Raw genomic sequence first — 14,886 nt, 5'->3', positions numbered from 1 at the left:
GGGCACCGTGCGACCGGCCGCAACGAACCCGCAGCCGCGCACGCACCCGCGCCCCCGCGGCGACTACGCCCCCGCCACCGCCGAGAGATACGCCTCCGCCTTCTCCGGCTCGAAGAAGAAGTTCTCGAAGTCGGCCGGGTTGTCGAACCCGTTGGCGAACCGATCCGCCACCGGCTGCAACTGCCCGGCCGCACCGATGAGGTTCAGGACATGCTCCGGCGGCGGCGCCAGCATCGCGTTCGTCCACTTGGTGACATGCTGCGCCGTCTGCCAGTACCGCTCGAACGTGCCGCGCATCCACTCCTCGTCGAACGGCTGCTCCCCGCGCTCCAGGATCGACGCGAGGTAGGAAGCCGCGCACTTGGACGCGGAGTTGGAGCCCTGGCCGGTGATCGGGTCGTTGGCGACGACCACGTCGGCGACGCCGAGCACCAGGCCGCCCGAGGGCAGCCGGCCGATCGGGTTGCGCACGGTCGGCGCGTACCGGCCGGCCAACGTGCCACCGGCATCCGTGAGTTCGACCTTCGTCGCCCGCGCGTACTCCCAGGGCGTGAACTTCTCCATGAGTTCCAGGGTCAGGGAGAGATGCTCGGCCGGGTCCTTGACGCCGTTGAAGACATCGAGCGGGCCGCCCGGTATGCCCTCCCAGAACAGGATGTCGGCGCGCCCGGAGACGGTGTACGTCGGCATGACGAACAGCTCGCCGACGCCCGGCACCAGATTGCAGCGCACCGCGTCGAACTCCGGGTGCTCGGGGCGCGGTCCGAGCCCGTGCACATACGCCACCGCGAGCGCGCGCTGCGGCTCGCTGTACGCGGAGCGCGCGGCGTCGCGACCGAACATGGACACCAGCTCGCCCTTGCCGGCGGCGACCAGCACCAGGTCGTAGGTGCGCGAGAAGTAGTCGAGGTCGCCCACCGCCGCGCCGTGGATGACCAGTTGACCGCCGCGCTGCGCGAAGGTCTCCATCCAGCCGGCCATCTTCACCCGCTGGTCGACGGACTGGGCGTGGCCGTCCAGCTTGCCGACCCAGTCGATGGCGCGCTGGGTGGGGCCGGGGTCGTGCGAGCCGGGGGCCGCGACCGAGACGCCGAGCCCCTGGATCTTCGGGGCCTGGGACTCCCAGAAGTTCAGCTGGAGGTCGCGCTCGTGCTGCAGCGCGGTGTGGAACATGCACTGCGTCGACATGACACGGCCGGACCGGATCTCGTCCGCGGTCCGGTTCGACATCAGGGTGACCTCGTAGCCGTGCGACTGAAGGCCGAGGGCGATCTGGAGGCCGGACTGGCCGGCTCCGACGACGAGTATCTTCCGCATGCGGGTGGTGGCTCCTTACAGGACTACTCGGGGGTTTCGTCCAGCGCGTGGCCGACCAGGGCCAGTAGGGTCTCGATGGCCGAAATCCGCCGTCGCGCATCCATGATCATGACAGGGATGTGCGGGGGTATCGTCAGCGCCTCCCGTACGTCCTCGATGTCGAACCGCTCGCTGCCGTCGAAGTGGTTGACCGCGACGACGTACGGCAGTCCGCAGCTCTCGAAGTAGTCCAGGGCGGGGAAGCAGTCCTTGAGGCGGCGGGTGTCGGCCAGCACGACGGCGCCGATCGCGCCGCGCACCAGGTCGTCCCACATGAACCAGAACCGCTGCTGACCCGGCGTGCCGAACAGATAGAGCACCAGGTCGTCGTCGAGCGTGATGCGGCCGAAGTCCATGGCCACGGTGGTGGTGACCTTGTCCGGAGTGTCGGACAGATCGTCGGTGCCCTCGCTCGCCTGGGTCATCAGCGCCTCGGTCTGCAGCGGCGTGATCTCCGAGACGGCCGTGACCAGCGTGGTCTTGCCGACGCCGAAGCCGCCCGCCACCACGATCTTCGTCGCGACGGGGGCCCGCGTCCGGTCCGTCTGCCAGGCCTTCAGGTCCTCGTCGGGCTCGGCGAAGCCGGCGACGAGGGGGGCGGCGCCTCCGAGGGAGGCGGTGGCGTCAGAGACGGCGAAGTCCACTCAGCACCCTTTCCAGCAGAGCGCGGTCCGGGCGGCCGGTGCCGTGACCGGTTCCGGTGCCGTACACACGGATCTTTCCCTGGTCCGCGAGGTCGCTGAGGAGCACGCGGACCACGCCGAGCGGCATCTTCAGCAGCGCGGCGATCTCGGCCACCGTGCGCATACGGCGGCACAGTTCGACGATGGCCCGCATCTCCGGCATGACACCGGCGAGCGATCCCTTCGTCAGTTCTCTGCGCTCCTCGGGCGCCTCGATGGCCGCGGTGCTGGCCACGAAGGTCTCCACGAGGAGGACGTGCCCGAAGCGGGTGCGGCCGCCGGTGAGCGAGTAGGGGCGCACGCGGGCGGGTTTGCGCTCGCCGCCGCGCACCGGGAGCTTCGGTGTGCCGCTCATCGGGCGCTCCCGGCCGACTCCAGGGACTTGCGCAGCTCACTGCGGAGTTCCGGGGTGAGGACGTGTCCGGCGCGGCCGACGAACAGCGCCATGTGGTAGGCCACCACGCTCATGTCGCACTCGGCCGAGCCGTGCACGCCGAGCAGTGAGCCGTCGCTGATGGACATCACGAACAGGCTGCCCTCCTCCATGGCGACCATGGTGTGCTTGACCCCGCCGAACGTCATCAGCTTGGCGGCGCCGACGGTGAGGCTGCCGATGCCGGAGACGATGGTGGCGAGGTCCGCGGAGGAGCCGCGGGGTCCCTTGCCGGGACGGGCCTGGCGGGACTGCTCTGTGTGGCCCGGGTCGGACGACAGCAGCAGCAGACCGTCCGAGGAGACCACGGCGACGGACTGGATGCCGGGGACCTCCTCGACCAGGTTGGTCAGCAGCCAGTGCAGATTGCGGGCCTCAGTGCTCAGCCCGAAGGTACTGGGAGCGGTCAACTGCTTGCCTCCTCGACAGGGCCCCCCGTGGTGTCTTCGGAATGGTCTTCGTTCTCTGCCTCGACGTCGCGGTAGCCGGCCTGTGCTCCTCGGCGGAAGCCACCGAGCCTGCGGCGCAGGGCCTCGGCATCGACGCTGGTGCTGCGCTGGCGGGGCGGGGGTGCGGGTGCGGTGATCCTGGGCGTGCGCTTGGGCAGCCCCTTGCTGGTGACCCGCTCCTCGGCCTCGCCGTCGTCGGCGGCCCCGGTCATGGGCCGCGCGTGGCTGAGGGGTTCGGCATCGACGTCGGCACGGACGTCGGCATGGACGTCGGCATCGACGGGAGCCGCCGGCCGGTCGCCCGGCCGGATGTCCGCCCGGTCGTCTTCCCCGTCCGGTGCGTTCCCCGGGGTCTTGTCCGGTGCGTCCGGTGCGTTCTCGGGTGTCCTGTCCGGTGCCTTCCGCGGTGCCTCGTCCGTGAGCGGGAGCAGCAGCTCCATCGTCGTCTCGGCGAAGGTCTCCAGCGGGGCCTTGGGCCGGGCCCCGGCCTCCTCCGCGCCGGGCCCCGCCTGCTCGTGCGTCGTCTCCTCGGCGGACTCGGGTTCCGCCTCCTCGGACGCGGTCGGGTCCGGAACGGCCTCCCGCTCCGGCTCCGACTCCCGCTCCGGCTCCGGCTCCGGCTCCGCACCGGCGTCCCTGACCGCCTTCTCGGCCAGCGCCACCAGCGGGTCCTGCTGCTCGGCGCCGTCCTTCGGGCGGGTGGGCAGGACGTTGGAGTTGGCCTCGGCGGCGGCGCCCGGCAGGGTGAAGGTGCCGGTGGTGGAGGTGGCGGTCTGCGGGGGTACGGCCGTTGCGGGGGCCTCGGACAGCAGGGTGGCCGGCAGCACCACGACCGCGGCGACCCCGCCCTGCTTCTGCTCGCGCAGCTGTACCCGCACTCCGTGCCGGTGGGCGAGGCGGGCCACGACGTACAGGCCGAGCCCGAGGCCGTCGTCGCCCTCCTGGTCGTACCCGGCCTCGGGGTCGAAGTCGGCGAGGCGCGCGTTGAGCCGGGTCAGGCGGTCCTCCGCCATGCCGATGCCCTCGTCGTGCACGGAGAGCATGACCTCGCCGGACTCCAGCAGCCAGCCGGAGACCTCGACCGGCACGTCCGGCGGGGAGAACGTGGTGGCGTTCTCCATCAGTTCGGCCAGCAGGTGCGAGAGGTCGTCCGCGGCGAAGCCCGCGATGTGCGCGTGCGGCGGCAGCGCGGCGATGCGCACCCGCTCGTACCGCTCGATCTCACTGACCGCGGCGCGCACCACGTCGACCAGCGGCACCGGTCCGTGGTGCTGCTGGACATGCTCGGTACCGGCGAGGACCAGCAGGTTCTCGCTGTGCCGGCGCATCACCGTGGCGAAGTGGTCCAGCTTGAAGAGGGTGGCGAGGCGCTCGGGGTCCTGCTCGCGGTCCTCCAGGCCCTCGATGACGGCGAGCTGGCGCTCGACCAGTCCGAGGGTGCGCAGCGCCAGGTTGACGAAGGTGCCGCCGATGCTCGCGCGCACCCGGCCCAGTTCGGCCGCCGCCTCGGCGAGTTCGGCGCGCAGCTCCTCGCGGGCGTCGGCCATCTTCTGCCGCTGTCCGACCAGGTGCTTGCGGTCGGTCTCCAGGGTGGTGACCCGCTCGTGCAGGGCGGCCGCGTGCGCGTGCAGGGCGTTGACGGAGCGGACGACCTGCGCGAACTCGTCGTTGCGGCCGGTGAAGGCGATGGGTTCGCGGCCGGCCTCGTCGCCGGGTTCGGCGAGCCGGGCCGTGCCGCGGCGCAGCACCGACAGGGGCCGGGTGAGGGTGCGGGCCATGGCGGTGGCGATGCCGACCGCGACCAGCAGCAGCACGCCGAGGACGGCGACCCGGATCTCCAGCGCGGTGACGTCGTCGTCCCGCAGCTTCTCCAGGTCCTGGGTGCGGTGCTCGTAGAGCGCCGATTCCGCGCCGCGCATCAGATCGAGCCGCCCGGACAGGGCCGCGTCCACCTTGGTGGCGCTGGTGCCCGAGGCGCCGTCGGGGAAGGTCGGCTGGGCGGTGAAGGTGTCCAGGTACTTCTCGGCCGAGTTGACGTCGGCGCCGGTGACCGTGGAGTCGTACGCGTCGACGGCCGACTTGGGCGCGTTCTCACGGAAGTCGGCGAGGGCCGCGTCGGAGCGCAGCCGGGCCTGCTGGGCGGCGGCGGTGAGCGCGTCGCGCTGCTTGCGGCCGGCCTCGGTGGGCACGGAGGTGGTGGTGGGCAGCCCGGTGACGGGGTTGAACACCGTCTGCGTGGTCGCCGGGACGTTCAGCGCGGCGAGCAGCAGGCCGCGGGCGGCGGCGGACTGCTGGACCGCGGTGTCCAGTTCGGCGAGCGCGTAGCCGCCGGAGCCGGCCCGCGGGGGCATCCGCTCGGCCAGCTGCTCGGCGAGCCGGTGCAGTTCGGTGATCGTCGCCGAGTACGCCTGGTGGGCTTCGAGCGCGCTGCTCTTGCCGGTGCGGGCGGCGCGCCGGACGGTCGCGATGCGGTCGAGGTCGCCGCGCAGGTCCGCCGGGGTGCCGCTGTCGGCGCGCAGATCCGCCACCTGGCGGTCGACACGGGTGCTGCGGTCCGCGGAGGGCGCCTTGGACTCGGGGCGGCCGGCCGCGATGTAGGAGGTGACCTCGTCGCGCTCGTCGGCCAGGGAGCCCGCGAGGGCGAGCGCGTCCTGGGTGCGGGAGGCCAGCGTCACCAGGTCCTGGGAGTCGCTCACGTCCGAGGACGCGGTGAGCAGAGAGGGGGCTCCGGCGCCGGCGACCGCGGCGGCCACGACCGCGACGGCGACGATCAGCCGGGTGCGCACATGCGTGGGCCGCCCGGTGCCCACGGGAGTCTCGGGGGCGGCCTTCTCGGGGGCCGTCTGCCTGCCTGTGCGCCGAGGCCGCTTCATCTGCACCGGTGCTCGCATTCCTGAACTCGTCTACCCAAGGGCCCGGGTGGCGCCCCGTCAGCTCGGTGCCCAGTGGTGCGTGCACCCGGTTCGTACGGTTCCCGACCCTCCCAGCGCCGGTGGGCAGTGGTCGCGCATCACCTGACCCGCCACCCGAAGGAGTGAACATCGGAGGGGAGTTGGCGGGCAAGTTCCTCTGGCGTGTGCCGGGCCGTTCACCGGCGGGCCGGTTGGACGCACGCGAAAGGGTTTGGCAGTATTCGCCACCGCGCTTTTTCGGAGTGGTCCATTACCGCCCAAACCAGGCGCCTGACCTGCGCGAGCATGACAATCCACGGGCGATTGCCGGTCTTTGGGGAAGGCCGTGAAGGGCTCGTGCAGACTGGCCGAATGCGCACTGATCTCGTTTCGGAACCCGGCGACGCGACCCGACCCAACGAGGACTTCGCCGATGTCGGACTACCCGCCTCCGGACAGGGCGGTTGTGTGATCTTGCTGGACGGGGTGACACCGCCCACCGGGGAGACCGGCTGTCTGCATTCCGTCCCCTGGTTCACCGCCCGGCTCGGCGGGGCACTGACCGAACTGACCGTTTCTGGCCGAGATCTGACGCCGACCGACATCCTTTCTTCGGCGATCGAGCGCACCGCGCAGACACATGCGGACACCTGTGACCTTTCTCACCCGCGCACGCCTCAGGCAACCGTGGTGATCGTGCGCTGGTCCGCCGAGACGGTCGAGTACCTGGTGCTCTCCGACTCGGCGCTGCTGCTGCGCTCGCCCGCCGGGGAGGTCACCGCGGTCCTGGACGACCGGCTCGCCCGGCTGCCCCGCTCGGCGCTGGCCACCGACGCCCTGGTGGACGCGAACCTGCGCAACAAGGAGGGCGGCTTCTTCACGGCCGCCGCGGATCCGTCCGTCGCCGCCCGCGCGGTGACCGGCGCCGTGCCCCGCGGCGAGGTCGCCGCGCTGGCCGCCCTGACGGACGGCGCGACCCGCTGGACGGAGACGTTCCACCAGGGCGACTGGGCGGGTCTGTTCGCCGTCCTCGCCGAGGACGGCGCCCGCTCGCTCGTCGACCGGGTACGGCGGCTGGAGTCGGCGGACGAGACCGAGCGGGCGTTCCTGGGCCGCAGCAAGACGCACGACGACGCGACGGTGGTGTACGTCGAGCTGTGACCCCCCTTCAGCCGCGGGTCATTTCTCCATGACGCCGTTCAACTGGTGCAGCAGCCGGGCCAGCTCGGCCACCTCGCGGCGGTTCCAGTGGGCGAGCTGGCTGACGTACCGGGCGCGGCGGGCCTCGCGGACCGTACCGACCCGGCGGTGGCCCTCCTCGGTGAGGGTGACGAGCCAGGCGCGGCCGTCCGCGGGGTCGGGCTCGCGGGTGATCAGGCCCAGCTCCTCCAGGGCGCGCAGCTGGCGGGACATGGTGGCCTTGCCGACGCCGAAGTAGCCGGCGAGTTCGGTGGCCCGCCGGCCGCCGTGCTCGTTCAGCCGGATCAGCAGTCCGTACGCGGAGGACTCCAGGTCGGGGTGGACCTCCCGGGCCATCTCGCCCTGGTTGGCGCGGGCACGTCGCAGCAGTACGGTCAACTCGCGTTCGAGTGCCAGGAATTCCTGGTCTGCACCACTGGGCGTCACCTGCTCGGCGACGCGTGCTTCTGCGCCGTTTCCGTCCTCGTGCACGTCACACCCCTGATCGGTTTCGCGGTCCTGAAAGTTTCTGCCAAACGCCGTCATAGCCGCAGCTCCGTAAGTATTTCGCAGGCGTAGACCAACGGCGGCGGCCGGACCCCCTTCCCACGCCGCTGTCTACGTGCGTAGCTTTTTCGTCAGGCATTGAATGACATGCCCACGACAGTGAACCTCTTTCGAGGTCACTGCCATGTTCCCCCCACTTTCACCCCACCCTCCCCACCCTCCCCGGAGGCACGTCATGCCCGCGCCCAGACCTCGCTCACTCCGCCCGCGCCCGCTCGCCGTCATGGTCACGGCCCTGCTCGCGGCGATGGCCTGCGCACTCCCCCTCAGCACCGCCCAGGCCGCGTCCACGCCCACCCGGGGCACCGCCTACATGGGCGAGACCGTCGCCGCCCACGACGGCACCCACGGCACCCCCACCAGCGGCGACGCCACCCAGACCGAGGGTGTGGACGTCTCCAACTACCAGGGCAGCGTGGCCTGGTCGACCCTGTACGGCAGCGGGGTCCGCTGGGCGTACACGAAGGCGACGGAGGGCACGTACTACACGAACCCCTCCTTCACCCAGCAGTACAACGGCTCGTACAACGTGGGCATGATCCGCGGCTCGTACCACTTCGCCACCCCGGACACCACCAGCGGCGCCACCCAGGCGAGCTACTTCGTCGCGCACGGCGGCGGCTGGTCCAAGGACGGCAAGACCCTGCCGGGCGTGCTCGACATAGAGTGGAACCCGTACGGCGCCGACTGCTACGGCAAGACGGCGAGCCAGATGGTCAGCTGGATCGCGGACTTCCTGAACACATACAAGTCCCTCACCGGCCGGGACGCCGTGATCTACACCGCCACCAGCTGGTGGACCGAGTGCACCGGCAACTACGCCGGCTTCGCGGCCAACAACCCGCTGTGGGTCGCCCGCTACGCCACCGCCGTCGGGACGCTCCCGGCCGGCTGGTCGTACTACACGATGTGGCAGTACACCTCCTCCGGCGCGACCGTCGGCGACCACGACAAGTTCAACGGCGCGATCGACCGCGTCCAGGCGCTCGCCAACGGCTGACGGCCGGGGCGGCCACCGGGCGTCATCGGCCGGCGCCCCGCCACGCCCGGCTCGCCGAGCCGGGCGTGCACACGGCGAGGACCCGGGCCTCCCTCACGGGACCCGGGCCCTGCCTTTCCCCGAAGCGTCCGTCACGCCGCCAGGGGAACCTCCGGCGCCGCACCGTCGGCCGCGGGCACCAGCGCCAGCTCCAGGACCTGGCGGACGTCGGTCACGGTGTGGACGTCGAGCTTGTCCAGCACCTCGGCCGGGACGTCGTCCAGGTCGGCCTCGTTGCGCTTGGGGATGATCACGGTGGTCACCCCGGCGCGCTGCGCGGCGAGCAGCTTCTGCTTCACCCCGCCGATCGGCAGCACCCGGCCGGTCAGCGAGACCTCACCGGTCATCGCCACGTCCGTGCGCACCTGGCGGCCGGAGAGCAGCGAGGCCAGCGCGGTGGTCAGGGTGACACCCGCGCTCGGGCCGTCCTTGGGGACCGCGCCCGCCGGGAAGTGGATGTGCACCCCCCGGTCCTTCAGATCGGTCACCGGCAGCTCCAGTTCGGCGCCGTGGCTGCGCAGGAAGCTCAGCGCGATCCGCGCCGACTCCTTCATCACGTCGCCCAGCTGACCGGTCAGGGTCAGCCCCGCCGCGCCGGTCTCCGGGTCGGCGAGGGACGCCTCCACGAAGAGCACGTCGCCGCCCGCGCCGGTGACCGCGAGCCCGGTCGCCACCCCGGGCACGGCCGTACGGCGCTCGGCCGGGTCCTGCGCCGACTCGGGCACATGGTGCGGCCGCCCGATCAGGGCGCGCAGGTCGTCGTCCGCGACGGTGCACGGCAGTTCCCGTTCGCCCATCTCGTGCTGGGCCGCGACCTTGCGCAGCAGCCGGGCGATCGAGCGCTCCAGATTGCGCACGCCCGCCTCGCGCGTGTACTCGCCCGCGAGCCTGCGCAGCGCGCTCTCCGCCAGCGTGACCTCGCCGGTGTCCAGCCCGGCCCGCTCCAGCTGGCGCGGCAGCAGGTGGTCCCGGGCGATGACGACCTTCTCGTCCTCCGTGTAGCCGTCCAGGCGGACGATCTCCATGCGGTCGGCGAGCGCCTCCGGGATCGCCTCCAGGACGTTGGCGGTGGCCAGGAAGACGACGTCGGACAGGTCGAGTTCGACCTCCAGGTAGTGGTCGCGGAAGGTGTGGTTCTGCGCCGGGTCGAGCACCTCCAGGAGGGCGGCGGCCGGGTCGCCCCGGAAGTCCGAGCCCACCTTGTCGATCTCGTCCAGGAGCACCACCGGGTTCATGGACCCGGCCTCCTTGATCGCGCGCACGATCCGGCCGGGCAGCGCGCCGACATACGTACGGCGGTGACCGCGGATCTCGGCCTCGTCGCGGACGCCGCCGAGCGCGACGCGGACGAACTCGCGGCCCATGGCGTGCGCGACGGACTCGCCCAGGCTGGTCTTGCCGACACCGGGCGGGCCGACGAGCGCGAGCACCGCGCCGCCGCGCCGCCCGCCGATCACACCGAGGCCGCGGTCGCCGCGCCGCTTGCGCACCGCCAGGTACTCGGTGATGCGCTCCTTGACGTCCTCCAGGCCCGCGTGTTCCGCGTCGAGGACCGCCTTGGCGCCCCGGATGTCGTACGCGTCCTCGGTCCGCTCGTTCCACGGCAGTTCGAGGACGGTGTCCAGCCAGGTGCGGATCCAGCTGCCCTCGGGCGACTGGTCGGAGGACCGCTCCAGCTTGTCGACCTCCTTGAGCGCGGCCTCGCGGACCGTCTCCGGCAGGTCGGCGGCCTCCACCCGGGAGCGGTAGTCGTCGGACTCCTCGCCCTCCTGGTCGCCGTTCAGCTCGCGCAGCTCCTTGCGGACGGCCTCCAGCTGACGGCGCAGCAGGAACTCGCGCTGCTGCTTGTCGACGCCCTCCTGGACGTCCTTGGCGATGGTCTCGGCCACGTCCTGCTCGGCGAGGTGGTCGCGCAGTTGCTGCGTGGCGAGCCTGAGGCGGGCCACCGGGTCGGCGGTCTCCAGGAGTTCGACCTTCTGCTCGGTGGTGAGGAAGGGCGAGTAGCCGGAGTTGTCGGCGAGCGCGGAGACGCCGTCGATGGCCTGGACGCGGTCCACGACCTGCCAGGCGCCGCGCTTGCGCAGCCAGCTGGTGGCGAGTGCCTTGTATTCCTTGACGAGTTCGGCGACCTGGCCGGGCAGCGGCTCGGGCAGGCTCTCGTCCACCTCGGCGCCCTCGACCCACAGGGCGGCGCCCGGTCCCGTGGTGCCGGCGCCGATGCGGACGCGGCTCCGCCCCCGGATCAGCGCGCCGGGGTCGCCGTCGGCCAGCCGGCCCACCTGCTCGACCGTGCCCAGCACACCGGTCCTCGCGTACGTGCCGTCGACGCGAGGCACCAGCAGCACCCGTGGCTTGCCGGGTTCCGAACGCGCGGCGGCCTGTGCGGCCTCCACCGCGGCGCGGACCTCGGCATCGCTCAGGTCCAGCGGAACCACCATGCCGGGCAGCACGACCTCGTCGTCGAGCGGCAGCACGGGCAGGACGAGCGTGAACGCCGGTGACTCAGCAGCCATGATCTCCCCTTCGGCAGTCAACTTGAGTTATGCCGACTCAATGTCTGTCGCCGGGGGAATGTTCCCAACAGGGCGTTCGCTGTCAGCGATCGCCCTGCCGGTGCAGGTGGGAGGGGGCCTCAGGGGGTTTCGACGGCTGCCCAGCGGCGTATGACGGGCCAGGTCGACACGCCGATCGTCAGCGCGATCAGATGGCCCCAGTTCGTCATGGGGTCCGTATAGGCGAGCAGGTCGGTCAGCAGGAGGTACGCCGTACCGGCGAGCAGCGGCCAGCGCAGCCAGGGGCGCAGGAGGCCGGCCAGGGCGCCCGTGCTCGCGGCGACGCCGAAGCTGATGCCGTAGTCCAGGCGGTGCAGGGAGGTCCCCGGGAGCTGCCCGGCGAGGACCGCGAGGCCCACCGGGACCTCCGTCGCCAGGGTCGCGAGGACATGGCCGGCGAGGAAGACACAGGCGGCCCGCGCACCGCCTATCCGGCGCTCCAGCGCGGTGAGCACCAGGACGAACGCGAGCGCGTACGGCGAGACGAGCCCGCCCGCGACCCACAGCGCGCTGGTCAGCAGCACCACCGCGGGCGAGCGCATCAGATGGGCCACGTCCGTGCTGGAGCCCTGATAGAGGGCGTACACCAGGGAAGGGGGCGCCTGGGCGGCGATCAGGGAGGTGACGGCCAGGAGGGCCGCGTAGCCGAAGGTGAACGGCGTCCCGGTGGGCGTCGGCAGCAGCAGCCAGGGGCGCACACGCGCCGCCTCGGGAAGCCGGGCGGGCGGCGGCGCGGGCAGCACGGACCGCTGGCGGGGCACACCGTCCAGCAGGTCCGCGCCCACGGTCTTCGGCGCGATCCGTTCCACGGTGACGCTCCTTCCGTTCCGCCCCACCTTCCGTGCCGGAGGAAGCCGCTGTCCACGTTCTGAGCCCCAGGAGAGCGATTTCACGGCAACCTCATAAGTTCCGGCCATGCCCGGCGCGCCCCGGTCCGACATCCGTAATTGCCGTGAAAGCAAAGCCCTGTTCAAGCAGGATGGACCCATGGCTGCCCCAGACGACTCCCCCGTGGTGCTGGACCGGCGCGAGGGGCCGTACGGCGAGGTGGTGCTGCGCAGACACGGCGCGCTGCTCCAGATCATCGCCAACGGCTGTTTCCTGATGGACACTTCGGACGGCCGCTCGGAGCGGCTGCTGATCGACGCGGCGTACGACGCCCTCGACGGGCGCCCGGCACCGGCCGTGCTGATCGGCGGCCTCGGCGTCGGATTCTCACTCGCACACGCGTCCGACGATCCCCGCTGGGGGCGGATCACGGTCGTGGAGCGGGAGCCCGCCGTCGTCGACTGGCACCGCGCGGGACCCCTGTCCGAACTGACCCGCGGCGCGCTGGCCGATCCGCGCACCGGGATCGTCCGAGACGATCTCGTCCGTTACGTCAATGAGACATCGGACACGTTCGACGCCCTGTGCCTGGACATCGACAACGGCCCCGGGTGGACGGTCACCGAGGACAACGAAAGCCTGTACTCACCGGCCGGACTGGCCGCCTGCGCACGGGTGTTGAGACCGGGCGGGGTGCTAGCCGTATGGTCGGCGAAGCCGTCTCCGGAATTTGAAGGAACCTTGCGGAATGCCGGGTTCCGACGGGTGCGTACCGAAGAGGTGCCCGTTGCCCGGGGAGTTCCGGACGCCGTGCACCTCGGCGTCCGCCCTGGATAGCGACGGCACCGCCGATCCCCGTAGGGTGCTGCCCTGACGCGGATCTTTCGCGTCGATCGCAGACATGGGATCACCCCACGGGTTCCGGAAAGCAACAAGCAGGGGCGGGCGATGGAGCAGACACACACCTCCCAGAGCGGCACGGCGGCGACGACCACCACTCCGGGCGCCCAGCGCCGGGTACTGGTCGTCGAGGACGACACCACGATCGTCGACGCCATCGCGGCCCGGCTCCGCGCCGAGGGCTTCCTCGTGCAGACCGCGGCCGACGGACCGGCCGCCGTGGACACAGCCGAGGCATGGCAGCCCGACCTGCTGATCCTCGACATCATGCTGCCCGGCTTCGACGGCCTGGAGGTCTGCCGGCGCGTGCAGGCCCAGCGCCCGGTGCCGGTGCTGATGCTCACCGCGCGGGACGACGAGACGGACATGCTGGTCGGGCTCGGCGTCGGCGCCGACGACTACATGACCAAGCCGTTCTCCATGCGCGAGCTGGCCGCGCGGGTGCATGTGCTGCTGCGCCGGGTGGAGCGGGCCGCCATCGCCGCCTCCACGCCCCGCTCCGGCATCCTGCGCCTGGGCGAGCTGGAGATCGACCACGCGCAGCGCCGGGTGCGGGTGAAGTCCGAGGACGTCCATCTGACGCCCACCGAGTTCGACCTGCTGGTGTGCCTGGCCAACACCCCGCGCGCGGTGCTCTCCCGTGAGCAGCTGCTGGCCGAGGTCTGGGACTGGGCGGACGCCTCCGGCACCCGCACCGTCGACAGCCACATCAAGGCACTGCGCCGCAAGATCGGCGCCGAGCGCATCCGCACCGTGCACGGTGTGGGCTACGCGCTGGAGACGCCGAACCCGTGAGCGTGAGCGGGCGCCAGGCCGCACGGAGGAGCCCCCGGGCGCGCACGGAGGACCCCTGGGGGGGCGTACGCCCGTTCTCGATCAAGACCAAGCTGACCGCGCTGGTGGTCATCGCGGTGCTCATCACCACCGGTCTGTCGATCGTCGCGGTGCACACCAAGACGGAGCTGCGCTTCATCACGGTGTTCTCGATGATCGCCACCCTGCTGATCACCCAGTTCGTGGCGCACTCGCTCACCATGCCGCTGGACGAGATGAACACGGTCGCCCGGGCCATCTCGCAGGGCGACTACACCCGCCGGGTGCGCGAGAGCCGGCGCGACGAACTGGGCGACCTGGCGCAGACGATCAATGTCATGGCCGACGAGCTGGAGGCCCAGGACCGGCAGCGCAAGGAGCTGGTCGCGAACGTCTCCCATGAGCTGCGCACCCCGATCGCGGGCCTGCGCGCCGTGCTGGAGAACATCGTCGACGGGGTCACCGAGGCCGATCCGGAGACCATGCGGACGGCCCTGAAGCAGACCGAGCGGCTCGGCCGCCTGGTGGAGACCCTGCTGGACCTGTCCCGGCTCGACAACGGGGTCGTACCGCTGAAGCTGCGGCGCTTCGAGGTGTGGCCGTACCTGTCGGGCGTACTGAAGGAGGCCAACATGGTCGCCTCGGCGCGCGCGGGCATGGCCACCGGCTCCGGCAGCCACACCCGCACCGACGTCCATCTGCACCTGGACGTCTCCCCGCCGGAGCTGACCGCGCACGCGGACCCCGAGCGCATCCACCAGGTCGTCGCCAATCTGATCGACAACGCGGTCAAACACAGTCCGCCGCACGGCCGGGTGACCGTGAAGGCGCGGCGCGGGCCCCAGCCGCACTCGCTGGAGCTGGAGGTCCTGGACGAGGGTCCGGGCATCCCGCGCTCGGAGTGGCACCGGGTCTTCGAGCGGTTCAACCGGGGCGCCGTGACCCGGCCGCACGGTCCGGGCAGCGACGGCGGCACCGGCCTCGGGCTGGCGATCGCACGCTGGGCGGTGGATCTGCACGGCGGCCGGATCGGGGTGGCCGAATCAGAGCGCGGCTGCCGGATCATCGTCACCCTTCCGGGAGCGAACTCCGCTTCAAGTTGACGTAAAGTTCCAGCGAAGGCACAAGATCCACGGTCGTCCGCGCCGTCTTCGCGCAGCTGGACACGTGTGGAGCGACACAGGCCCGCGCCGCCC

Annotated in this window: 13 protein-coding genes; 5 read left to right on the top strand and 8 right to left on the bottom strand. The window is 71.7% G+C overall.

Annotated features, from left to right (window positions below; all coding sequences use genetic code 11):
- Window positions 1–63: 63 nt before the first annotated feature.
- From AB0N90_RS05030 to AB0N90_RS05010, 5 genes are read right to left on the bottom strand one after another with little or no spacing between them, the layout of a single operon-like run.
- Entirely contained in the window at window positions 64–1,317 is a 1,254-nt protein-coding gene (locus tag AB0N90_RS05030) for a styrene monooxygenase/indole monooxygenase family protein (RefSeq protein ID WP_361674691.1), read from the bottom strand.
- 23 nt (window positions 1,318–1,340) lie between these two features.
- Complete coding sequence (locus AB0N90_RS05025) at window positions 1,341–2,000, bottom strand: ATP/GTP-binding protein (RefSeq protein WP_361674693.1); 660 nt, start codon at window positions 1,998–2,000, stop codon at window positions 1,341–1,343.
- On the bottom strand, window positions 1,981–2,394 hold the full coding sequence (locus AB0N90_RS05020) for a DUF742 domain-containing protein (protein WP_037660266.1): 414 nt from the start codon (window positions 2,392–2,394) through the stop codon (window positions 1,981–1,983). The genes AB0N90_RS05025 and AB0N90_RS05020 overlap by 20 nt, the downstream gene beginning before the upstream one ends.
- The gene (locus AB0N90_RS05015; protein ID WP_037660264.1) at window positions 2,391–2,882 is read right to left on the bottom strand and encodes a roadblock/LC7 domain-containing protein; all 492 of its coding nucleotides are present in this window, start codon (window positions 2,880–2,882) and stop codon (window positions 2,391–2,393) included. Before AB0N90_RS05015 ends, AB0N90_RS05020 begins: the two co-directional genes overlap by 4 nt.
- Window positions 2,879–5,800: a nitrate- and nitrite sensing domain-containing protein gene (locus AB0N90_RS05010; protein ID WP_365193063.1), complete on the bottom strand. Its 2,922-nt coding sequence runs from the start codon at window positions 5,798–5,800 to the stop codon at window positions 2,879–2,881. The genes AB0N90_RS05015 and AB0N90_RS05010 overlap by 4 nt, the downstream gene beginning before the upstream one ends.
- Window positions 5,801–6,184: 384 nt before the next feature.
- On the opposite strand from AB0N90_RS05010, the gene AB0N90_RS05005 reads away from it, so the two are divergent.
- On the top strand, window positions 6,185–6,973 hold the full coding sequence (locus AB0N90_RS05005) for a hypothetical protein (RefSeq protein WP_365193061.1): 789 nt from the start codon (window positions 6,185–6,187) through the stop codon (window positions 6,971–6,973).
- Window positions 6,974–6,991: 18 nt separating this feature from the next.
- On the opposite strand, the gene AB0N90_RS05000 is transcribed toward AB0N90_RS05005, so the two are convergent.
- Entirely contained in the window at window positions 6,992–7,483 is a 492-nt protein-coding gene (locus tag AB0N90_RS05000; protein ID WP_361674699.1) for a MarR family transcriptional regulator, read from the bottom strand.
- A 250-nt stretch (window positions 7,484–7,733) separates the two neighbouring features.
- Between AB0N90_RS05000 and AB0N90_RS04995 the strand changes: the two genes are divergently transcribed.
- Window positions 7,734–8,558, top strand: a complete 825-nt coding sequence (locus AB0N90_RS04995; protein WP_365193060.1) for a lysozyme — start codon at window positions 7,734–7,736, stop codon at window positions 8,556–8,558.
- Between the two features lie 131 nt (window positions 8,559–8,689).
- Here the strand turns inward: AB0N90_RS04995 and lon are convergent, their stop codons facing one another.
- Together lon and AB0N90_RS04985 are read right to left on the bottom strand one after the other, a co-directional pair.
- A complete protein-coding gene (lon, locus tag AB0N90_RS04990) occupies window positions 8,690–11,110 on the bottom strand; it encodes an endopeptidase La (RefSeq protein ID WP_365193058.1) in 2,421 nt (806 codons plus the stop codon).
- 119 nt (window positions 11,111–11,229) lie between these two features.
- Entirely contained in the window at window positions 11,230–11,958 is a 729-nt protein-coding gene (locus AB0N90_RS04985) for a rhomboid-like protein (protein WP_365193056.1), read from the bottom strand.
- 178 nt (window positions 11,959–12,136) lie between these two features.
- Here AB0N90_RS04985 and AB0N90_RS04980 point away from each other — a divergent pair, with 178 nt between their 5' ends.
- From AB0N90_RS04980 to AB0N90_RS04970, 3 genes are all read left to right on the top strand, one after another.
- The gene (locus AB0N90_RS04980) at window positions 12,137–12,814 is read left to right on the top strand and encodes a spermidine synthase (protein ID WP_365193054.1); all 678 of its coding nucleotides are present in this window, start codon (window positions 12,137–12,139) and stop codon (window positions 12,812–12,814) included.
- A 111-nt stretch (window positions 12,815–12,925) separates the two neighbouring features.
- Complete coding sequence (locus tag AB0N90_RS04975; RefSeq protein WP_085566514.1) at window positions 12,926–13,672, top strand: response regulator transcription factor; 747 nt, start codon at window positions 12,926–12,928, stop codon at window positions 13,670–13,672.
- Complete coding sequence (locus AB0N90_RS04970; RefSeq protein ID WP_086806304.1) at window positions 13,669–14,793, top strand: ATP-binding protein; 1,125 nt, start codon at window positions 13,669–13,671, stop codon at window positions 14,791–14,793. Before AB0N90_RS04975 ends, AB0N90_RS04970 begins: the two co-directional genes overlap by 4 nt.
- The last annotated feature ends 93 nt before the right edge of the window (window positions 14,794–14,886 follow it).

This window comes from Streptomyces sp. NPDC093018 (assembly GCF_040684035.1).
GTDB classification, from domain to species: Bacteria; Actinomycetota; Actinomycetes; order Streptomycetales; family Streptomycetaceae; genus Streptomyces; species Streptomyces murinus.
The sequence above is the reverse complement of the archived record's forward strand: the minus strand, read 5'-3'. Positions and strand labels throughout refer to the sequence as shown.